The organism is Pseudomonas sp. FSO-7, from assembly GCF_059579345.1.
The window spans coordinates 3594937-3616588 of sequence record NZ_CM184193.1 but is presented as its reverse complement, the minus strand read 5'-3'; the positions used below and the strand labels follow the sequence as shown (position 1 = coordinate 3616588).

At 66.2% G+C, this 21652-nt stretch carries 14 protein-coding genes; 12 read left to right on the top strand and 2 right to left on the bottom strand.

Translation table 11 applies throughout. The features are described 5' to 3' along the window. From AC515T_RS15755 to AC515T_RS15740, 4 genes are read left to right on the top strand one after another with little or no spacing between them, the layout of a single operon-like run. On the top strand, positions 1 to 1167 hold the full coding sequence (locus AC515T_RS15755) for a thiolase C-terminal domain-containing protein (RefSeq protein WP_496529061.1): 1167 nt from the start codon (positions 1 to 3) through the stop codon (positions 1165 to 1167). Between the two features lie 17 nt (positions 1168 to 1184). Beyond that, the gene (locus AC515T_RS15750; protein ID WP_496529060.1) at positions 1185 to 2411 is read left to right on the top strand and encodes an NAD(P)/FAD-dependent oxidoreductase; all 1227 of its coding nucleotides are present in this window, start codon (positions 1185 to 1187) and stop codon (positions 2409 to 2411) included. A gap of 12 nt (positions 2412 to 2423) precedes the next feature. Beyond that, complete coding sequence (locus tag AC515T_RS15745) at positions 2424 to 2744, top strand: 2Fe-2S iron-sulfur cluster-binding protein (protein ID WP_175650629.1); 321 nt, start codon at positions 2424 to 2426, stop codon at positions 2742 to 2744. Positions 2745 to 2791: 47 nt separating this feature from the next. Beyond that, complete coding sequence (locus AC515T_RS15740; protein WP_496533145.1) at positions 2792 to 3946, top strand: acyl-CoA dehydrogenase family protein; 1155 nt, start codon at positions 2792 to 2794, stop codon at positions 3944 to 3946. A 39-nt stretch (positions 3947 to 3985) separates the two neighbouring features. Here AC515T_RS15740 and AC515T_RS15735 read toward each other — a convergent pair whose 3' ends face one another. Both AC515T_RS15735 and AC515T_RS15730 read right to left on the bottom strand, forming a co-directional pair. Beyond that, complete coding sequence (locus AC515T_RS15735; protein ID WP_496529059.1) at positions 3986 to 6601, bottom strand: winged helix-turn-helix domain-containing protein; 2616 nt, start codon at positions 6599 to 6601, stop codon at positions 3986 to 3988. Between the two features lie 54 nt (positions 6602 to 6655). After that, positions 6656 to 7825, bottom strand: coding sequence for an aromatic ring-hydroxylating oxygenase subunit alpha (locus AC515T_RS15730; RefSeq protein WP_496529058.1), 1170 nt, complete (start codon positions 7823 to 7825; stop codon positions 6656 to 6658). Positions 7826 to 8096: 271 nt separating this feature from the next. On the opposite strand from AC515T_RS15730, the gene AC515T_RS15725 reads away from it, so the two are divergent. The 8 genes from AC515T_RS15725 to AC515T_RS15690 all read left to right on the top strand — a co-directional run bounded on the left by AC515T_RS15725 (position 8097) and on the right by AC515T_RS15690 (position 21614). Further along, complete coding sequence (locus AC515T_RS15725) at positions 8097 to 9302, top strand: acetyl-CoA C-acetyltransferase (protein WP_496529057.1); 1206 nt, start codon at positions 8097 to 8099, stop codon at positions 9300 to 9302. A 12-nt stretch (positions 9303 to 9314) separates the two neighbouring features. Further along, positions 9315 to 11471, top strand: coding sequence for a 3-hydroxyacyl-CoA dehydrogenase NAD-binding domain-containing protein (locus tag AC515T_RS15720; protein ID WP_496529056.1), 2157 nt, complete (start codon positions 9315 to 9317; stop codon positions 11469 to 11471). Between the two features lie 12 nt (positions 11472 to 11483). Next, entirely contained in the window at positions 11484 to 12785 is a 1302-nt protein-coding gene (locus AC515T_RS15715) for a 3-hydroxyacyl-CoA dehydrogenase NAD-binding domain-containing protein (RefSeq protein ID WP_496529055.1), read from the top strand. 17 nt (positions 12786 to 12802) lie between these two features. Continuing rightward, the gene (locus tag AC515T_RS15710; protein WP_496529054.1) at positions 12803 to 13603 is read left to right on the top strand and encodes an enoyl-CoA hydratase-related protein; all 801 of its coding nucleotides are present in this window, start codon (positions 12803 to 12805) and stop codon (positions 13601 to 13603) included. 143 nt (positions 13604 to 13746) lie between these two features. Then, complete coding sequence (locus AC515T_RS15705; protein ID WP_496529053.1) at positions 13747 to 16269, top strand: LuxR C-terminal-related transcriptional regulator; 2523 nt, start codon at positions 13747 to 13749, stop codon at positions 16267 to 16269. A 132-nt stretch (positions 16270 to 16401) separates the two neighbouring features. Beyond that, positions 16402 to 18846: a CaiB/BaiF CoA transferase family protein gene (locus AC515T_RS15700; protein ID WP_496529052.1), complete on the top strand. Its 2445-nt coding sequence runs from the start codon at positions 16402 to 16404 to the stop codon at positions 18844 to 18846. After that, positions 18843 to 19709, top strand: coding sequence for a crotonase/enoyl-CoA hydratase family protein (locus AC515T_RS15695; RefSeq protein WP_496529051.1), 867 nt, complete (start codon positions 18843 to 18845; stop codon positions 19707 to 19709). Before AC515T_RS15700 ends, AC515T_RS15695 begins: the two co-directional genes overlap by 4 nt. A 234-nt stretch (positions 19710 to 19943) precedes the next feature. Further along, complete coding sequence (locus AC515T_RS15690) at positions 19944 to 21614, top strand: DUF1302 domain-containing protein (protein ID WP_496529050.1); 1671 nt, start codon at positions 19944 to 19946, stop codon at positions 21612 to 21614. Positions 21615 to 21652 lie beyond the last annotated feature (38 nt).

Here is a 21652-nt window from a genome sequence, read left to right as displayed (position 1 = left end):
ATGCCCGCCAATCCAATGCTCGATGCGGTTTCGGTCGCGGGTGTCGGCCTGCGTCAATACAAGCGCGGCACCGCGCCGCTGCCTGAACAGGGCGTGCTGGTGCAGGCGATCATCGATGCCTGCGACGACGCCGGTTTTGATCCGGCGCAGATCGACGGCTTTGTCTCCTACGGCGACGACAAGAACGAACCGGTGCGGCTGATGCCCGACCTGGGCACCCGCGAACTGCGTTTCAACGCGCAGATGTGGGGCGGCGGTGGCGGTGGCATTGCCGGGGCCTTCGGCATCGCCGCCGCGGCGATCATCAGCGGCCAGGCCACTGCGGTGGTGGTGTTCCGCGCCTTGGTGCAGGACAACAGCGGGCGCATGTCGGCGGCGGTGATGCGTCACCATCTCAACGACCATATCGTCGGCGCCGGCCTGGTTTCGCCGGCACAGATCTGCGCCTTGCGTGCCCAGCGCCTGTACGAGCACCACAAGGTGCCGACCTCGGTGGCCGAGGAACTGGTCCGCGCTTCCTACTACCACGGCTCGCGCAACCCGCACGCCACTGCCTATGGCAAGCCGCTGGATATCGGGGTCTACCGCGAAGGTCGGCTGATCGCCGATCCATTCCGCCTGTTCGACTGCTCGCGGGAGAACGACGGCGCCGGCGCGCTGCTGCTGGTGTCCACCGAGCGTGCCCGCGACTTGCGCAAGAAGCCGGTGCGCCTGCTGGGCGTGGCCAACGGTGCGCACAAGGGCTGGGGCGATCTCTGCGAGAACGACCTCGATTACGCCTCGGCCGGTTTCAAGCCGATTGCCAGGCGTCTGTGGGAGCAGACCGGCGTGACCCCGGCGGATGTCGACGTGGTGCAGCTCTACGAGAACTTCAGCGCCCAGGGTGTGGCCTCGCTGATCGACCACGGTTTTTGCACCTACGACAACGTCGCCGAGGTCATCCGCTACGAAAACCTGATCGCCGACGGCGGCAAGCTGCCGGTGAACACCGCCGGCGGCAACTTTGCCGATGGCTTCGTCCACGGCATCGGCGTTGCCATCGAGGCGGTGCGCTGCCTGCGCGGCGAATCCACCAACCCGGTGGCGGATGCTCGCATCTGCCTGATGGCTGGCGGCCCCGGCGCACCCACCGTCAGTTCGGCGCTGTTCGCCAGCGACGACCTGTAAGCCGCGAGGAAATAAACATGTCCGAACCTCATTGCGTCATCGTCGGCGGCAGCCATGCCGGCGCCCAGGCTGCGGCCAACCTGCGCCAGGAAGGCTGGAGCGGGGCGATCACCCTGGTCAGCGCAGAGCCGCTGCTGCCGTACCACCGGCCGCCGCTGTCAAAGGGATTTCTCTGTGCCGACAAAAGTGACGAAGCGTTGTTGATCCGCCCGGCGGATTTCTATGCCAAACAGAACATCGACGTGCGTCTGGACACCCGTGTCACCCGCGTCGATCCACAGGCCAACCGACTGTATTGCGACAGCGGCCTGATACTGGATTACTGCCACCTGATCCTCGCCACCGGCGCCGAGGTTCGCCGCCTGCAGTTGCCGGGCGGCGACCTGCCGGGCATCTGCTACCTGCGCGACCGCCAGGATGTGTTGCGCATCCGCGAACACCTGCGCCCCGGTGGCCACGCGGTCATTGTCGGCGGTGGCTACATCGGCCTGGAAACCGCCGCTTCACTGCGCCAGCAGGGCATGCACGTCACGGTGCTGGAAGCGCTGCCGCGAATCCTGCAGCGGGTGACTGCGCCAGAGGTCTCGGCGTTCTACACCCGGGTGCACCGTGAAGAAGGCGTCGAGGTGGTGCTGGACGCCCGCCTCGAATGCTTCGTCGGCGAGGGCAAGGTGCGCGAAGTGCTGCTCGCCGACGGCCGCCGCCTGCCGGCGGACCTGGTGGTGGTGGGAATCGGCGTACTGCCCACGGTCGAACTCGCCCGCCAGCTCGGCCTCGCCGATGTGGAGCAGGGCATTACCGTCGACGAACATGCGCGCACGGCGCTGGACAACGTCTACGCGGTGGGCGATTGCACCCGTCACTTCAATCCGCTGTACGACAGCTGGCTGCGCCTGGAATCGGTACAGAACGCCAGCGACCAGGCGCGCATCGCCGCCCTGGCGATCTGTGGCAAAGCCACGGCGTACGCGGCGTTGCCGTGGTTCTGGTCCGATCAGTACGACCTCAAGTTGCAGATCGCTGGCTTGTCCAGCGGATACGACCGGGTGGTGCTGCGTGGCGACAGCCAGGCCGGTCGCAGCTTCTCCGCGTTCTACTTCCGTGGCGACAGGCTGCTGGCGGTGGACGCGATCAACCGTCCCAAGGACTTCATCGTCGCCAAGCGTTTTCTCGCCCAGGGCAAGTCCGCTGATCCGGCGCGGCTGGCGGACGAGTCCATCGATGTCCAGGCCTGTTTCAGTTGAAGGAGTCGGCCCATGCCAGTCATTACTTTTGTCGCCCATGACGGGGCGTCTTTCGAAGTCGAAGCTGCGGCGGGCAGCAACCTTATGCAGGTAGCGCTGAACAACGGCATCGACGGCATTCTCGGCGAGTGCGGTGGCGCCTGCAGTTGCGCCACCTGCCATTGCTACCTCAGCGAAGCCGATTTTGCCCGGGTGCCCGCACCCGGATCGATGGAGCGGGACATGCTCGACTGCGTCGCCGAGCCCGAGCCCACCAGCCGCCTGGGTTGCCAGGTGGTGATCAGCGACGACATGGACGGTCTGGTGGTGCGCATGCCCGCCTCGCAGTACTGAGCCTGACAAGCTTCCGACAACGACAAGAAAGGAGAAGCGTGGTCATGATGCCGCGTGTGATTTTCGATACAGAACACCAGCAGTTCCGCGACAGCGTGCGCCGCTATGTGCAGGGTGAAATTGGCCCTAAGGCCGAGGGCTGGCGCGAGGCCGGGCGGGTTGATCGGCAGGCCTGGCTGGATGCGGGCGCCCAGGGTTACCTGTTGATGTGGGCGCCCGAGGAATATGGTGGCCTGGGGATCGATGATTTCCGTTACGACCAGATTCTCTATGAAGAGAACGTGCGCTACGGCGAGGTCGGGTTCTACATGCAACTGCATTCGCGGTTGGTGGCGCCCTATATCGGTCACCACGGCAGCGAGGAACAAAAGGCGCGTTTCCTGCCGCGCTGTATCAGCGGCGAGAGCATTCTTGCGGTGGCCATGACTGAACCCGGCGCCGGCTCCGACCTGGGCGGCATGAGAATGCGTGCCGAGGACCGTGGCGACCACTGGCTGCTCAATGGCTCCAAGACCTACATCTCCAATGGCCTGATTGCTGATGTGGTGCTGGTGGCGGCGCGTACCGTACCCGATGCCAAGTACGGCATCGGCCTGTTCCTGGTGGAAGAGGGCATGCCCGGCTTCAGCCGCGGGCGCAAGCTGGACAAGATGGGCCTGGATGCCCAGGACACCGCCGAGCTGTTCTTCCAGGATGTGAAAGTGCCCAAGGCCAACGTGCTGGGCGATCCCGCCAAGGGTTTCAGCTACATGATGCAGGGCCTGGCCGAGGAACGCCTGACCGGCTCGGTGATGTCGCTGGCCAGCGCCCAGACCGCCTTCGACCTGACCCTGGAATTCATCCAGGAGCGCAAGGCCTTCGGCCGCAGCGTCGGCAGCTTCCAGAACTCGCGGTTCAGGATGGCCGAGCTGCGCAGCCAACTGGACTCGCTGCAGACCTTCCTCGATCAGTGCGTGCTGCTGCACAACAAGCGTGAGCTGAGCGCCGAGGTGGCGGCCCAGGTCAAGCTGCTGACCTCGGAGCTTGAGGGCAAGGTGATTGACGAGTGCCTGCAGCTGTTTGGCGGGGCGGGCTATATGGAGGAATACCGTATTTGCCGCATGTACCGGGATGCGCGGATTACCCGGATCTTCGCCGGGACCAGCGAGATCATGAAGGAGATCATCGGGCGTGGGTTGGGGTTGGATGATCGGAAGGGATAAAGTCGGACCCCATCGCTGACATACCAGCGATGGGGTCCTTCAGATCAACTGCATCTGCCGCGCCAGCGACACCGCTTCGGTACGGCTGCGCGCCCCCAGCTTGGCGCTGATGCTGCGCAAGTGGGTGCGCACCGTGGTTTCCGAGACGAACAGGCGGTCAGCCATGTCGTTGTTGCGCATCCCGGTTTCCAGCAGAGCCAGCACTTCGAACTCCCGCTGCGACAGGCTGATCTGCGCCTTGGCCATCTCCGCCGCCGAATTCACCAGCGGCGCGAGCCGGGCGATGAAGCGCTCCAGCAGTGAGTCTTGGCCGCGCAAGGTCGCGCGGTTGCGCTCGCACCACTGGCTGGCCAGTTGGCAGAGCTGCTCGCCTTCGTCCAGGAAGACCCGGTAATAACCTTCGCTGATGGCGTGGCGCAGCGGCGCCTCCAGCACCCGCAGTGCCCCTGCTTCGTCGCCGCTGCCGAGCATGGCTCGGGCCAGCAGCATCTTCAACTCCAGGGCCCGGCGCACCCGGCCCACCGCGTCGGCGGCGTCCACGGCCTGCCGCAGGAGTTCGATCGTCTGCGCCGCCGGGGCGCCATGGGCCGCCAGGCGTAGGCTCATCATCGGCGCCCAGTCGGCATCGTAGACGCAGGCCACCAGCACACCGGATTGTTGCTGGCCCAACTGCACCGTAGAACGCCGGCAGGCATAGCTGGCGCCCGTGAGGTCGCCCTGGCGCCAGGCCACCCAGGCCCGACCGAGCCAGGCGGCGCTGCTCAGCCGCGGGATGGCGTGGATGCTGCCCAGTGAATCCAGTTCGTCGAGGTATTCGTTGGCCAGTTGCGGCGCGCCGTTGATGGCGTGGATCCGCGAGACCAGCAGGTGAGCCTGGATCAACTGGTCCGGGGTGCCGTTCTCGGCGATCAGTGGCATTACCCGGGTCAGCACCTGCAGGCAGCGCGCGGTTTCGTCCCGTTCGTACAGGGCGATGGCCAAGGTCACATCACTGAGGCTGGCCCGTTGCAGGTAGGGCGAGTGGTTCGGCCGTTCGCCGCCGAGCTGGCTGAGGGCGGTACTCAGGCGGGCCTGGATCAGGTCGAGTGAGCCGCTGCCGGTGATGGTCAGCGCCTGGTTGAACGAGGACTGGCGCACCTGTGGCGAGGACATCCGCGCCAGATGCCTGCGTGCGATGGCAAAATCATTCCGGGCAATCAGCGCGTAGATCACGATGTGCATCAGCACCAACTGATGGAAGTCCAGTTCGCCTTCCGCCGGGTCGCTGTCGATTTGCGCCAGGTCGAGGCTTTCATGGGTGCGGTCGGCCATGCTCAGACTGACCGCGCGCACGGTGGGCATCTGGCGACTGAGTTCCGCGGGCAGGTCGGGAAAGTCGCGAAGGTTGGCGAGGTAGCGCAGCGCTTCGTCGTGACGGCGGTTCAGGCCCAGGGCCCAGGCCATGGTCAGGGTCAGGCGCGGGTGGTTGCCGAATTGCTCATCGGGTAGCTGATCGAGCCAGCGCAGCAGCAGGCGCGCGCGACCTTGCACCAGCAGCTCGGGGGACAGGGCCTCCAGCAACCGGACCGCCGCGTCGATGCAACCGGCCTGCAGGTAGTGGTTGATCGCCAGGATCGGGCGCCCGCGTCGCTGATACCAGTCGGCGGCGCGGCGCTGGATATCGCGGTGCTGCCCGGCGCAGGCAGCGGTCTTGAGCACGGTGGCGAACACACTGTGGTAGCGCCAGGTCTTGTGCTGCGGATCGACCCGGACGATGAACAACTGGTGTTTCTCCAGCCAGGCGATCATGGCTTCGCTGTCCTGGCGTTGCAGGACGTGGTCGCAGGTGTCGGCGTCGAATTCGTCGAGGGCGCAGGACGCAAGCAGGAATTCCCGCACGGGCTCGGCGAGGGTGGCGAGTACCCGCAACGACACCATTTCAGTCATCGAGGCGCGCCCGTCGCCGAAGCGTTGCAACAATTCAGCGTCGCTCAGCGGCCCTTGCACCGTGGCGCAGAACAGGCCAAGAAAGGCCGGCCAGCCTTCGCTCTTGCGGTGCAGCAGAGTGATTTGCGCGTCGCTCAAGTGGTGGCCGGGGCGCTGCTGGAACAGCCGCTGGGTTTCCTCGTGGGTGAAATTGAGTTGGTGCGCGGTGATCTCCAGGATCGCGCCCTGGGCTCGCAGACGCGGTACGCCGATGCTTGGGAGGGTGCGCGAGCCGATGATGACCTCGCTCTCGGGCCCGATGCGTTTGAGCAACTCGCGCATCAAGCTGAGGATGCCTTCGTTGCTGATGGCTTCGAACTCATCGAGGAACAGGCAGATCGGTGCGCTCAACAGCAGTTGTTCCATGCGCTCGAACAGGTTGCTGCCGGACGCGGGTTCCAGGGCGAAGGCGCGTTCGAGGCGCTGGAGGAAGTGACCGATGTCATTGTCCCGCTCCGACAAGGTCAACCAGGCGCAGGCCCGGCGTGCCGAGCGTTCCTCGAAGAACTGCCGGAGCAGGGTGGTCTTGCCGAAACCCATCGGCGCATGAACCAGGGTCAGCGCCCGAAGTGGTTGTTGGTTGAAGCGTTCGAGCAGGTGCACGCGGCGAAAGGTGACGGCTTGGCCAGGGCCGTGCTTCTGGATGGCCCGGCGCGTGGCTTCGGGGTGATGAATGGCGACGGCTTGCATGGGCTCTCCCTCACGAGGGTGCGGGCTGCCCGCGGGAGGCGGGCAGGGCGGCGCTCAATTCATGTGTTTTTCGAGGGTTTCGTACTGCATCAGGATGCAGTGTTCGAGCCCCGAATAGACCACGTCGATGTTGTCCAGCGCGCCGGTCTTGAGGCCTTTCCAGCAGTACTCGGCAGCGACGAAATCCTCGTTGCCGAACACTCCCAGCACGGTGTCGTAGGAGGTCTTGTACAGCGCTTCGGACTTGGCGTTGTCGGCCTTGTTGAGGGTCAGCATGTGGTAGTCCACCTGGGTTTTGCCGGCTTCGGTGGGGATCACGATCATCACGCTCATGTAGTACGGGCTGGTGATCAGCACGGTGTTGGGGAACAGCAGGTAGGCGTGGGTGATGGTCTTGTGGATGTTCTTTTCGTTCTCCAGACCGTCGGGAGCGAATTCGACCTTGCCGGAGATCTGCCGCAAATGGTCGCCCATGCGGGTGACCACCGTGGGCACGTCGGCGAACAACGGGCCCACCGATTTGGCGTGCAGGCGCTGCACGTGATAGCCCTCGAGGAAGGGTTCGATCACCTGTTTCCAGTTGGACTCGAGGTGGAAGGTCTTGCGCCCGTAGAGGTGCTGCTCGTTCAGGGCCAGGGCGTCGAGGTCGGCGAGGATGTCGTCGCCCAGCAGGCTGAAATCGCCCTCGGCGTCACGGTCGAGAATCGCCCAGATGATGCCGCCGGCTTCCTTGCTGGGCAATTCCACCAAATTGCGTTTTTCCTTGTTCAGGCAGGCGAAGGTCTCGGCGCGGGCAACCCCGGCGAGGTTGCCGTCGAGCTTCCACGACCAGGCGTGGTACGGACAGGTGATGCGCGCGCTTTTCTGTGGCTCGCAACCGGGTACCAGGGTCGAGCCCTTGTGCATACAGGCGTTGATGAACACGTGCACCACACCCTCGCGGTCGCGGGAGACGATCAGCGGTACACCGTAGGCATCGTGCGGCAGCAGGCTGCCCGCCTCCGGCAGCATGGCCGAGACGGTGATGGCTACCGGCAGGCGGCGGAAGACTTTTTCCTGCTCTCTGGCGTACACCGCGTCGTCGAGAAACATTGCGGTGGGACGGGTCGCCTCGATCACCGGGGTGGTGGCTTCGTCGTGGGCCGGGATGGCGCGGATGGCTTCGATCTGACTGGCTGTCAGGTCATTCAAACGCTGGTAACGGATCTGGGTTTCAACGCTCATGGCGGGGTCCTTTTTGTTGTTTTCGAAGGGTTTTGCAGGGGAATCACGATTTACCTAATGTTGTTAGGTTATTTCGCGTTCCCGCTAAATACAAGCCCCGATCTGGCCGGTCGTCGCGGCGTCTGACGCGAATCAACACAAGCTGCTTTCCCTGTCGCTCGCTGCGCCAAATCGTCGGAAGCGACGACGGCAAAGGATTTTCGCCTCACTACCATCGCTGCCGACGGCTCGGTTTTTCGCGAGCTTTTTTCTTACTGAACGGGAGTCGCTCGTGGCTGACGCTTATCTCTACGACCATGTCCGCACGCCTCGGGGACGCGGTCGCTCCGACGGCGCCCTGGCGCAAATCACCCCTGTCCAGCTGGCGGCGCAGACCCTGGTCGCGCTGCGCCAACGCAATGGCCTGGACACCGCGCAGATCGACGACGTGATCCTCGGCTGCGTGGCGCCCATCGGCGAGCAGGGCGCCAACATCGCGCGTCTTGCGGCCATCGTCGCCGACTACGCCGAGCAGGTGCCGGGCCAGCAGATCAACCGCTTCTGCGCTTCGGCGCTGGAGGCGGTGAACCTGGCCGCCGCAGTGGTTTCCAGCGGCCAGGCCCAGGCGGTGGTCGCCGGTGGTGTCGAGTCCATGTCACGCACGCCGATGGGCGGCGATGGCGGCCCTTGGTACGCCGATCCGCAGACCAACTGGAAGTCGTACTACACGCCGCAGGGCATCGGTGCCGACCTGATCGCCACCCTCGATGGCTACCGCCGCGAAGACATCGACGCCTTCGCCGTGGAAAGCCAGCGTCGCGCTGCCCATGCCTGGGCTTCGGGCTATTTCGACGGCTCGGTGATCCCGGTACGCGATGTCATCGGTGAGGTCGTGCTGGCCCGCGACGAACACCTGCGCGCCGGCACTACCGTCGCTGATCTGGCCCGGCTGAAGGCGGCGTTCACCGCCATGGGCGAAAGCGGCTACGACGCCCTGGCCCTGCAACGCTACCCGCAGGTCGAGCGCATCGAACACGTGCACACCGGCGGTAACTCGTCGGGCATTGTCGACGGCGCCAGTGCCGTGCTGGTCGGCAGCCGTGCCTACGGCGAGCGCAACGGGCTCAGGCCACGCGGCCGGATCCTCGGTTTCCAGTCGATCGGCAGCGAGCCGACCATCATGCTCACCGGCCCCGCGCCCTGCAGCGCGAAGCTGCTGCAACGCCTGGGCCTGGGCTTCGACGATATCGACCTGTTCGAGGTCAACGAAGCGTTCGCCTCGGTGGTGATGCGCTTCATGCACGAGACCGGCGTCGGCCACGACCGGATCAACGTCAACGGCGGCTCCATCGCCCTCGGCCATCCCCTGGGCGCCACCGGCGCGATGCTGGTGGGCACCGCCCTCGATGAACTGGAACGCCGCGGCGGCCGCCGCGCGCTGATCACCCTGTGCGCGGCAGCGGGCATGGCCACCGCCACCGTGATTGAACGGCTCTGAAGGATGATGATCATGCATAACCTCACTCTCACGATCGATGCCGACGGCGTCGCCCTGATCGGCATCGATGTTCCGGGACGCAGCCTGAACATCCTCACCGCAGACCTGCAGCAAGAGCTGGCCACGGTCTTTGACCAACTGGCCGGCAATGAGGCGGTCAAGGGCGTGGTGATCCACTCGGCCAAGGCCCGTGGCTTTATCGCCGGCGCCGACTTGCTGGAACTGGTGAAGAACTTCGAACGCGGTACCACCAAGGTCCAGGCCCGCGACCAGAGCGCCAGCCTGCAACGCCTGACCCGGCGCATGGAAACCTGTGGCAAGCCGGTGGCCACCGCCATCGGCGGGCTGGCCCTCGGCGGCGGTCTGGAGCTGGCCCTGGCCACCCATTACCGCGTGCTGGCGGATGATCCTGCCGCCCAGGTGGGCTTGCCGGAAGTCAGCGTCGGCCTGTTGCCCGGCGGCGGCGGCACCCAGCGCCTGAGCCGCTTGATCGGCGTGGCCCAGGCCCTGCCGTTGCTGCTCGAAGGCAAACCGGTGGGGCCGCAGCGAGCGCTGGAATTGGGCATCGTCGACGCGTTGGCCGAACCTGCGCAACTGATCGCCAAGGCCCGGGCCTGGGTGCTGGCCAATCCGCAGGCCAGCCAGCCCTGGGACCGCAAAGGTTGGAAACCCGCTGACCTGCGCCAACTGGCGTATCCCAACGGGCCGTTGACGGCGAAAATCCTCCAGGCCCATGTGGCCTCACGGGGCAATTTCCCGGCGCCGTTGGCGATCCTTTCCTGTGTCGGCGAAGGCTTGCAGGTGGACATCGACACTAGCCTGCGCATCGAGGCCAACTATTTCGCACAACTGCTGACCAGCCCGGTGGCACGCAATCTGATCCGCACCCAGTTCATCAACAAGGCCGCCGCCGAGAAACTCTCGCGTCGTCCACAAGGCCTGGAGCGGGTGCGGTTCAGCCGTATCGCGGTGCTCGGCGCCGGGCAGATGGGCGCCGGTATCGCCCAGGTCGCGGCGCAGGCCGGGATGAGCGTGGTGTTGCTGGACGCGTCCCTGGACCAGGCCCGCGCGGCTCACCAGCGTATCGCCGGCGACCTGGGCAAGGCTGTCAAGCGCGGCACGCTGCGCCAGGAGCAGGCCGACGCGGCTTTGGCGTTGATCCGTCCGACCGCCACTTACGAAGATCTGTCCGACGCCGAGCTGGTGGTCGAAGCGGTCTTCGAGGATCTGGCAATCAAGGCCGAAGTGACCCGTCGTGCCGTCGAGGTGCTGCCTGCGGGCGTGTTGTTCGCCAGCAACACCTCGACCTTGCCGATCTCGCTGCTGGCCGAGGCTGTCACCCGCCCCGGGGACTTCATTGGCCTGCATTTCTTCTCGCCGGTGGAGCGCATGCCACTGGTGGAGGTCATCCGCGGTCGCGCTACCAGCGACCCGACCCTGGCCAGGGCGCTGGACTTCATCGGTCAGTTGAAGAAAACCCCGATCGTGGTCAACGACAGCCCGGGCTTCTTCACCAGCCGGGTGTTCGGCAGCTACGTCGACGAAGGTTTCCTGATGCTCAAGGAGGGTATTAGCTCGCAATTGATCGAACAGGGCGCGCGCCAGGCCGGCATGCCGGTGGGGCCGTTGGCGGTGGCCGACGAGGTGTCGCTGGAACTGCAGCTCAAGGTGCATCGCCAGGCCCTCGAACTGAACCTTGACGAGCGCTTCCAGCGCGGCGCGGCCATCGACCTGGTGAAGGCGATGGTCCACGAGTTGCAACGGCCGGGGCGCCGCGCCGGCGGTGGTTTCTACGAGTACCCGGAAGGCTCCGCCAAGCATCTGTGGCCCGGCCTTGCCAGCCACTGGCCGGTGGCGGAGCACCAGCCGGAGTTGGCGGAAGTTCGCCTTCGCGTATTGACCATTCAGGCGCTGGAAGCTGCCCGCTGCGTGGAAGAGGGCGTGGTCAGCGAAGCGGCGGACGCCGACCTCGGCTCGACCCTGGGGATCGGCTTCCCGACCTGGACGGGCGGTGTGCTGTCGTACATCGACACGCTGGGCGCCGGCGCCTTCGTCGCCCAGTGCGATGCCCTTGCCGAGCGTTGGGGCGAGCGTTATCGGCCTTCGGCGTGGCTGCGCCATCGGGCCACGGCGGGACAGAGCTTCCACCCCAGCCTGCTGTCGGCGTAAGGCGGGTCCAGGATGAGCGGATTTCCTCTCGATCCCCGTCGCGGCGATGCCTTCGCCGCCGACAATGGCCTGCTGGTGCGAACCTGTGTGATCGGTGCTGGCGTGATGGGCGCCGGCATCGCCTACACCTGTGCCTTCAATGGCCTGCCGGTGCGCCTGAAGGAGGTGCGCCAGGCGCCGCTGGATCAGGCCATGGCCCAGGTTCGCCGGTTGCTGGCCCGGCAGGTCGGGCAGGCGCGTCTTGATCCGGAGGCTGCGGCTAATATCGCCGCAGCGATCCATCCACAACTGGATTACCAGGGCTTCGAGCGCGCCAGCGTGGTGATCGAGGCGGTGGTCGATAACCTCGGCATCAAGAACAAGGTGCTGGGGGAAGTGGAAGGACTGGTGGGTGCCGATGCGGTGCTGCTGAGCAACACCTCGTCGCTGCGCATCGACGACCTCGCCGCGGCCTTGCAGCGCCCGGATAACTTCGCCGGGCTGCACTTCTTCAACCCGGCCCCGGTGATGCCGCTGGTGGAGGTGATCCGCGGTCGCCTGACCAGCGACTACACCGTGCAGACCGCGATCAAGCAGGCCTTGGCCATGGGCAAGGTGCCGATCGTGGTACGCGACGGGCCGGGCTTTCTGGTCAACCGCATTCTCATGGCCTACATGCACGCCTTCCTGCGGCTGCTGGCCGACGGGGCGGATTTCGCCCGGGTCGACCGGGTCGCCGAAGCCTTTGGTTGGCCCATGGGGCCGGCGTATCTGGAGGACGTGGTGGGGCTGGATATCGGCTCGCATTCCTGCGACCTGATTTTCGCCGGCTATCCGCAGCGCATGCCGGGCATCGCCAACGATGCCATTCGTATTCTGCTGGCCGCCGGCCTGCTCGGACAGAAAAGCGGCGCCGGGTTTTATCTGCACGAAACGGACAGCGATGGCCGCCCGGCCAGGCAAGTGAACCCGACCGCGCGGCAGTTGCTGGCCGAGCACATTGGTCCGGTGACCAATGAACTGTCCGACGCCGCGATCATCGAGCGGTTGATGCTGGCTATGATCGTCGAGTCAGTGCACGCCCTGGAGGAAGGCGTCGTCGCCAGCGCCGCCGAACTGGACCGGGCGCTGCTGCTGGGCATCGGTTTTCCCGCCTGGCGCGGCGGTGCTCTGCGCTATGCCGACGAACTGGGCGCGGCCAGGGTTCTGGCCCGCTGTGAACACTACCGCCACCTCGGCGACGCCTATGCGCCGCCGCCACTGTTGCGGGCCCTGGCGCGCGAGGGTGGCCGTTTCCATGACGGGGGCGCCGATCCGGGCGACCCGCGAACTTGATGAAAGGACCTCTGACCATGCACCAACCCTTCAGCTACATCACCTACGAGACCCGCGGCGCTGTGGCGCTGCTCTCGCTCAATCTGCCGCACAAACTCAATGGCATGAGCGCGCCGATGCAGGCCGAGATCCGTGCCGTGCTGGAACACCTGCAGACCCAAGGCGACGTGCGGGCGCTGGTGATCACCGGCAGCGGCCGGGCCTTCTGCTCCGGCGCCGATCTCGGCGATATCAGCCAGAAAGGCGATGGCCGCGCCCAAGCTGAAAGCACCTACCGGGCGATGGTCGAGCAGTCCAACCCGATGATTCTTGATATCCGCCAGTCGCGGATTCCGGTGGTGGCGGCGGTCAACGGCATTGCCGCCGGAGCCGGGGCGAGCCTGGCGCTGGCCGCCGATGTGGTGGTGGCGGGGCGCTCGGCGAGTTTTCTCATGCCCTTCGCGCCGCGCCTGGGCATCGTCCCCGATCTTGGCGCCACCTGGCTGTTGCCGCGCTTGCTGGGCGAGGCGCGGGCGCGGGCGGCGCTGTTGCTGGGTGAGCGCATCAGCGCCGAGCAACTGGCGCAATGGGGTGGGATCTGGGCCTGCGTCGAGGACGCCGAACTGCTCGACACCGCCCTGGAACTGGCCGGGCGCCTGGCGGCTTCGCCTCGTCACTCGGCGGCGGAACTGAAAAGCGCGCTGGACTGTGCCGAACGCAATTCCCTGGCCGAGCAATTGCAGTACGAAGCCGACCGCCAGCGCGAACTGATCGCTCACGCGGATTTCCAGGAAGGTGTGGCTGCGTTTCTTGGCAAGCGCGCTCCCGTATTTCCCTGATCTGCAACCTTGGCAGAGCGTCAGGGGTTGCCAATCTATATGCGTTAGGTTTAGCTTAGGCACCGTTTCCAAAACAATAAGAACAGTCCAGGCATCGACGCTCTACCACGGGGGTCGGTGCACTTAACTGAGGGCCCGTGCAAATGCCTTCATCGTCTTTCGCTGAGCCTCTCACGCTGCGCCTGATCGAGCGGCCGCGGCTGCTGGAACCCTTGCTGGCGCAGATCCGCCGGCAGCGGGTGAGCTTTATCCAGGGTCCCGCCGGCAGCGGCAAATCGGTGCTGCTGGACCAGGCGTTCCAGGCCATGGCCGGGCAGTTGCAGACTGCCCGGCTCTCGCTGGCGTCCAGCCCCCTGAGCAACACCTCCCTGCGAGCCTCCCTGTTATCGCTGTTTTCCCGGCTGTGCGGGCATGACCGTGGGCGGGCGCCGTTCGTGATCTTTATTGACGATGCCGACCAGTTGCTCGGGCGCACCGATCCTTCGGTGCTGCGCCAGTGTCTGAGCAGCCTGCCGGCCCAAGGCAAGCTGGTGATCGCCAGCCGGCGTAAGCTGGCGCTGCATCACTTCGGCCTGGCCAGCGAACCCGGCGAGCCGCTACAACTGGGACAACTGCTGTTCACCCCGCAAGAGCTCCGCCAGGCCCTGAGCCGGCATGGCCAGCCGCTGGACGCTGCGGCGCTGATGGCGGCGTGGCGTTTCAGCGAAGGCTGGCCGGCGGTGCTGGCGTTGCTCTGCGCCAGTGATGTCGAGGACGGTTCACTGGATGCCGAGCACATGCTGCAGGCATGGTTCGAGGAAGAACTGTTCAGTGACCTCGGCCCCGCGTTGTTGCGCTTTGCCTTCGAGGCCAGCGCCGTGGGCCGGGTCCAGGCGCAATTGCTCGACTGGGTGCGCGGGCGTTGCGACAGCCAGGGCCATATCCGTGGCCTTGCTCATGAGCACGGTCTGTTGCTGGACGGCGGCACGCGCTTGCCGCGGCCATTGCTGGCAACCCTGCGTCGCCAGCACCGGCGGGACGCTCCGCTGCGGGTCAGGGAACTGCGCCGCGCCGCGCTAGAAACCCTGCTCGACCTGCAGCGCCTGGAGCCAGCACTGGAACAGGCTTACCAACTGGGTGATCGACCGTTGCTGCTGGGTTTGCTACAGCGTCATGGGCACAGCTTGCTGTGTCAGGGGCGGATGCGTTCGTTAAGTCGCTGGCTCGGCGAACTGGACGCCGCCGGCCTGCTGGAGAGTATCCCCCGCCTGCAACTGACCCTGGCCTGGGCCTTGCTGTTCAGCAACGACCAGGCCGGCGCCTTGGCGATGGTTGCGCGCTTGCGCGCCGGCCCCCGGGATGGCGAGCTGGACGCAGACCTCTGCGCTCTGGAGCTGACCTCACTGAGCATGCGCGACCAGGTGCAACTCGGTCTGGCTCAAGCCGACCTGCGTCGCGCCGAGGCGGACGCAGGTGGTTTCGCCAGCGGCGTGCAGCAGTGCACCCGGGCGCTGCTGCACCTGCTGGATGGCGAGCTGCAAGCGGTGGAGGACTGGCTGACCCGGCGCCTGGACACCCTCGACAGCCAGTCCGGCGCGTTCGTCGGCGCCTATGCCCGGGCGATCCTGGCCATGGGCGCGCTGCTGCGTGGCGAGCCGGACCAAAGCCGAAACTGGTTGCGTCAGGCCCGCGAACAATTGGCGGGCGAGCAGACGCCTTCCCACGGCAATTCCTTGCTTGCCACGTTGCAAGCCCTGGCGCTGTACGAAAGCGGCCGCATCGACGAGGTTCGGCAACTGCTCGAACTGCACCTGCCGCTGCTGCGCCAGACCGGCTTGCTGGACCAGATCATCCTTGCCCACAAGCTCTATGCGCGGATCCTGCTGAACCACGAACAGGGCAGCGCGGCGCTGGAGGTGTTGGCGGCGCTGGAGTGCCTGGGCCGTGACGGGCAACTGCCGCGCATGGTCATTTGCGCGAGACTGGAGCAGGCCCGTTGCGCCTTCAGCCGTGGCGACCTGGCCCAGGCCCGTGCGCTGTTCGACGAAGCCGCCGAACAGCGCGGCACCGAGCAGGTTCGCCGCTACGCCTTCCTGCCCAGCGACAGCGACAGTTTCGAACTGCTCGGCGCACGCCTGGCGCTGGCCGAAGGCCGTGACGACGGGCTGGTGGAGTGCCTTGCCGCCGAGCTGGAGCGGGCGCTCGGCAGCGATCGCCTGCGCCGCGCGCTGAGCATTCGCATCCTGCTGGCGCTGGCGCTGGAGCGTCGCGGCCATGAGCACGCCGCCCTGCGCATGATGGAAGCGGCGCTGTCATTTGCCGCGCCACGCGGCCTGAAGCAGACCTTTCTCGACGAAGGACCGGCGGTGTTGGCGCTGGTGCAGCGAGTGGGGCAGGGCGTGTCGTCGCTGGCGACCTTCGCCGCCAGCCTGCTGCTGGGTAGCGGCCTGAGCCTCGAACACCAGCCGGCAACCGTGCCAGTGAACGCCAGCCTGCTCACTGCCAAGGAAGTCCAGGTCCTGGCGCTGATGGCCAGCGGGCAGAGCAACGATGCGCTGGCGCGGCTGTTGTTCGTGTCGGAAAGCACGGTGCGCACCCACCTGCGCAGTATCAACGCCAAGCTCAACGCCCGCAGTCGTCTGGAAGCCTTGGCGATCGCCCGGCGCGAAGGGCTGATCGCTGGCTGAACCACGGGAAAATCGTCGGAAACGATGAGGAAGGCGCCGGCCTCCCTACTCGATACTCACCCCGAACCTCGCGAGCGGCCGCGGCCCAGGGCCTGCCGTTCGTTATCACAACACAGAGAAAGGGGCGACATGATGCAGACACGGACGCGGCAAGCGGACCTGCCACTGTCGGGGGTACGGGTGGTGGAGTTGTCCTTCGGCCAACTGGAAATGTGCGGTCGGTTTCTCGCCGACCTGGGTGCCGAGGTGATCCTGGTGGAGCCCCTCGGCGGTGTGCCGTCGCGGCATGCGGCGCCGTTGTACGCGGGCCGCAGCTTGCGGTTTGCCAGCCACAACGCCAACAAGCGCAGCGTCGAACTGGACCTGGACAACGCCGCCGGGCGCGAGGTCCTGGGTCGGCTGCTGGACAGCGCACAGATCTTCCTCGAAGGCGCGCCCCGTGGCTGGCTGGAACGCAGCGGTCTGGCTGCGCACCTGCGCCCTGATCTGGTCACCCTGGCGATCAGTGCCTTCGGCCGCAGCGGACCTTACGCCGACTTCCAGGCCAGCAACACCGAGCTGCTGGCGATGGGCGCGGTGCTGGCCCGCTCCGGTATCAAGGGCGAAGCGCCGTTGCTGCCGCCGGGCGAACTGGCCGAGGAAAGCGCCGCACTGCAGGCCGCCTGGGTGGTCCTCAGCGCTTACTGGAACTGCCTGAATGGCGGTCTCGGTGGTGTGCTGGATTTCTCCATCCATGCCTCAACCTTGCAGGTCCTCGACCCGGGAATGGGCGTGACCGGGAGTGCCGCCGGTGGTCGCAGCGCCCTGGAACTGGCGCCGCGTGGCAGGCCGCCGCGAGGTAATGGCTACCCGATCTTCCCGTGCCTGGACGGCGCCGTGCGTATCTGCCTGCTCAACCCACGGCAGTGGCAGGGCATGTCGACCTGGCTGGGTGACGATCATCCTTTCACCGATCCGTCCTTCGCCAACCTGGCCAAGCGCTTCAAGGTGATCCGAGAAATCAATGCGCTGATCGCCGAGCTGTTTCGTCAGCGTCCGGCTGCAGAGCTGGTCAGCGAAGGTCAGCGCCGCGGCGTGCCGATCGCTGCGGTGGCGACGCCGGGTCAAGTGCTGGAAGACCCGCACTTTCTCGCCCGCAACAGCTTCGTCGATTTGCCGCTGGGTGAAGGGCTCAGCGGCCGGGTGCCCGGTGGTTATGTCGAGATCGACGCCTTGCCGGCCGGTATCCGCCAGCCGGCGCCCCTGCTTGGCGAGGCCAATGGGTTATCGCGCGACAGCGTCGCTGCGCCACCTGTTGTTGAACGGCACCCCCGACGCCCGTTCGCTGGCATTCGCGTGCTCGACCTCGGGGTCATCGTCGCCGGCGCCGAGCTGGGCCGTCTGCTGGCGGACCAGGGCGCCGAGGTGATCAAGGTGGAGAGCCGCGACTACCCCGACGGCCTGCGCCAGTCGCTGGACAACGCGCCCATGAGCATTTCCTTCGCCCAGGGCTCGCGGGGCAAGCAGTCGTTCGGCCTGAACCTGCGCGATCCTCGCGGAGTGACGCTGTTCAAGCAACTGGTGGCCGGCGCCGACGTGGTGCTGTCCAATTTCAAGCCCGGCACCCTGGAGTCGCTGGGCATTGGCTACGACGTGCTGGCGGCGATCAAGCCGGACATCATCATGGCCGACAGCAGCGCCCTGGGTAACCACGGCCCGGCTAGCAACAGCATGGGCTACGGCCCGCTGGTGCGCGCCGCCACCGGCCTGACCTGGTTGTGGCGCTACCCCGGCAGCGACGACGGTTTTAGCGACAGCACGACCATCTTCCCCGACCACTTCGCCGCGCGGATTTCCGCGGCGGCCATTGCCGCGCTGCTGGTGCGTCGCCAGCAGCGGGGTATCGGCGGGCGGGTCAGCGTCTGCCAGGCCGAGGCTATTCTCGGTGCGCTGTCCACGGCGTTCCTCGAAGAATCGCTGCGCCCGGGCAGCTTCGTGCCCCAAGGCAATCGCAGCCGCTTCGTGGCGCCGAGCGGCGTCTTTCCCTGCGCAGGCGATGACGAGTGGTGCGCCATCAGCGTGACGTCCGATGCCCAGTGGCGGCGCCTCTGCGAAGTACTGGAACGGCCCGACTGGCTCGACGATGCACACCTCGCCAGCGTCGACGGCCGCCTGGCCCGCGCCGAGGAACTGGAGGCCGGGATTGCCACCTGGGCCGCACAGCGCACGCCGCTGCAAGTCCGCGACCAACTCCAGGCCGCAGGCATCGCTGCCGGCAATATGCTGCGCCTGGACCAGATGGCCAGCGATCCGCAGCTATTGGCCCGCGGCTTTTTCCGCACCTTGCGCCAGCCCGGCCTGTCCGCGCCACTGCTGACCGAAAACACTCCGGCTCTCGGTCCGCTGCCCGAGCCGGAGATTCGCCCCGCGCCTTTCCATGGCGAACACACCCTCGTCCTGGCCGAGCGCCTGCTGGGCCTGGATAGCGCCGCCCGCGAGGCGCTGGTCGCCGCTGGTGTGCTCGAACCCCTGTCTGCCGAAACCGCCGCCTGGCTCGCCGAGCGCGAAGCCCCGATCCCTGAGGAGCCCCTTCCATGAACCGCCCAACCTTCGAGACCCTGGACCTGCTGCTGGAAGACGGCATCGCGATGATCTGCCTGAACCGCCCGGAACAGCTCAACGCCTTCACCCCCGCGATGGTCCGGGAGTTTCTCCAGGCCCTGGACTACACCGACGCCGACGATGGGGTGAAGGCGGTGGTGGTTACCGGGCGTGGCCGGGCGTTCTGTGCCGGCGCCGATCTCTCGGCGGGGGCTGGCGCCTTTGACTATGCAGGCTCGGGCGAAGGGCCCGAGGGCGTGTTCCGCGATGAAGGCGGGCTGATGACGTTGCGCATTTTCCGCAGCCTCAAGCCGATCATCGGCGCGGTCAATGGGGTCGCTGTCGGCGTCGGCGCCACCCTGTTGCTAGCGATGGATGTGCGAGTGGCTTCCTGCGAAGCACGCTTCGGTTTTGTCTTCGCCCGTCGCGGCATCGCCCCGGAGGCGGCGTCCTCGTGGTTCTTGAGCAAGGCGGTGGGCATTTCCACGGCCCTGCAGTGGTGCTACTCCGGGCGCCTGGTCAAGGCCGACGAGGCGCTGGCCCGCGGCCTGTTGCAGTCCATTCATGAGCCGGACCAGGTGCTCGCGGCAGCCAAGGAGATGGCGCGCAGTTTCATCGAACACAGTGCCCCAGTGTCGCTGGCCGTGACCCGTCAGATGATCTGGCGCATGAGCACGGTAGAGCACCCGATGGACGCCCACTGCCTGGACAGTCGGGTGGTGCAGCAGCGCGGTCGTTCGGCGGACGCGCGCGAGGGTGTCGCGGCGTTTCTGCAGAAGCGCCCGGCGCAGTTCAGCGAGCGGGTCTCGACCGACCTGCCGGACTGTTTCGACTGGCACCGCGAGCCGCCGTTTCGCTGATTGAAAGACCGGGAGTGTCGTCGCCAGGGCTTGAAACAGAGCCGTCCGTGCAAAATCGTCGCATCCGACGATGGGGCCGCCAGCATTGATACCGTAGCGTGGGAAGTGGCTGTCAGGCCGTGTGAATGAAGCGGTAGTGGCCCCGTCGCAGGGGCCCGTTGCAATGACAACCACTCCCATGGGTTGGGAGTGCCGACGCAGATTCCAACAATAATTACAAAAGGAGAAGCGCTGATGAATGTCAGTCGCAGAGTGTCTCGCAACAAGTCGATGACCCTGGCCCTGTTGCCCCTCGCGGTGATGGCGGCGGGCGGCTCGACGGCGGTGCAGGCGTTCACCTTCACTACCGAAGACTGGAACGGCTACTGGGATAACACGGTGACCTACAACCTGGGCTTTCGTGCCCGTGACGTCGACAACAAGATCGGCAACAACCCGGCCTTCGACGAATCGGAATACAAGTTCAAGGACCGCGGCGATGTGGTGACCAACCGCTTCAACTTGCTCACCGAACTGGGCGGCACCTACCGCGATCATCTTTCGCTGCGGGTATCGGCCCAGGGCTGGCACGACTTCGCCTATGACGACGATGTCGAGGGCAACCCCGGCGAATATGCCCCGGGCATGCCGTACTCGGCGCTGGCGGCCTATCCGTCGAGCAAGTACCGCAGCGGCGTCAAGCACGCCTACGTCACCGGCGGTCGCCTGCTGGATGCCTTCGTGCAGTACTCCGACACGTTCGCCGGACACTCCACCACCGCTCGTTTGGGCCGCAACACCCAGTACTGGGGCAACGGCCTGTTCTTCCCGTTCCAGAGTATTTCCTACTCCCAGGGCGCGCTGGACGGCATCGCCGGTGCCGCCTCGCCGGGCACCCCGGCCAAGGCATTGTTCATCCCGCGTAACCAGGTCAACCTCAGCACCCAGTTGACCTCCGAATTCTCCCTGGGCTTCCAGTACTTCCTCGACCGCGCCGAGAACATCCTGCCCCAGGGCGGCACCTACCTGGCGCCGAGCGACTTCCTGTTCACCGGCCAGGACAGCATGCTCGGCATCGCCCGCGGCTCCAGCCGGCGCAATGACAAGATCAACGACAACTTCGGCATCAACGCATCCTGGCAGGTCACCCCGGAAACTACCCTCGGCTTCTACTTCCGTCGGCTCGACGAGGTACAGCCCTGGGCACCGCTGCTGAAGATCAACGACAACGGCGACCCGAACTACTTCCTCTCCTACAACTCGGGCGTGAAGCTCTACGGCATCAGCCTCGACGCCCCCTTGGGCAACAGCAGCCTGGGCATGGAACTGTCGTACCGCGACGGCACGGCGCTGAACAGCGCGCCGGGCTTCGTTTCCGACGACCCGGAGCGTGGCGCCACCGGCAACGTCGCCAACCTGATCGCCAACGTCATGGTGCCGCTGGGCAGCACGCCGTTGTACGAGACCGGGACGTTCATCGCCGAGCTGGCCCACACCCGGGTGATGTCGGTGGATTCGCGCAATAAGGGTCTCTACAACGGCGAGGGCTATGACGGCTGCGGCGGCGGCAAGTGGGACGGCTGCTCGACCCGCAACGCCACCGCGCTGGCCTTGTCCTTCACCCCCGAGTGGATCCAGGTGGCGCCCGGCCTGAACCTGAGCATGCCGAGCAGCGTCACCGTCGGCCTCAAGGGCAACGCCGGCGTCCTCGGCGGCACGGCCCAGGGTTCCTACAAGTTCTCGGTGGGCGTAGCCGCGACCTACCTGTCCAAGCACACCCTGAAAGTCGAGTACATCGGCAGCCGCGCCCGGACCACCGGCACGACCTACACCCCATCGGGACTGCCTATCTACGAGGGCGGCAACGGCGCGTACATGCTCAACGACCGTGACTGGGTGTCCATCACCGCGCAGACGGTGTTTTAGCTTCAGCAACGCGCATGTGGTTTTTGGCCCTCCGGCTC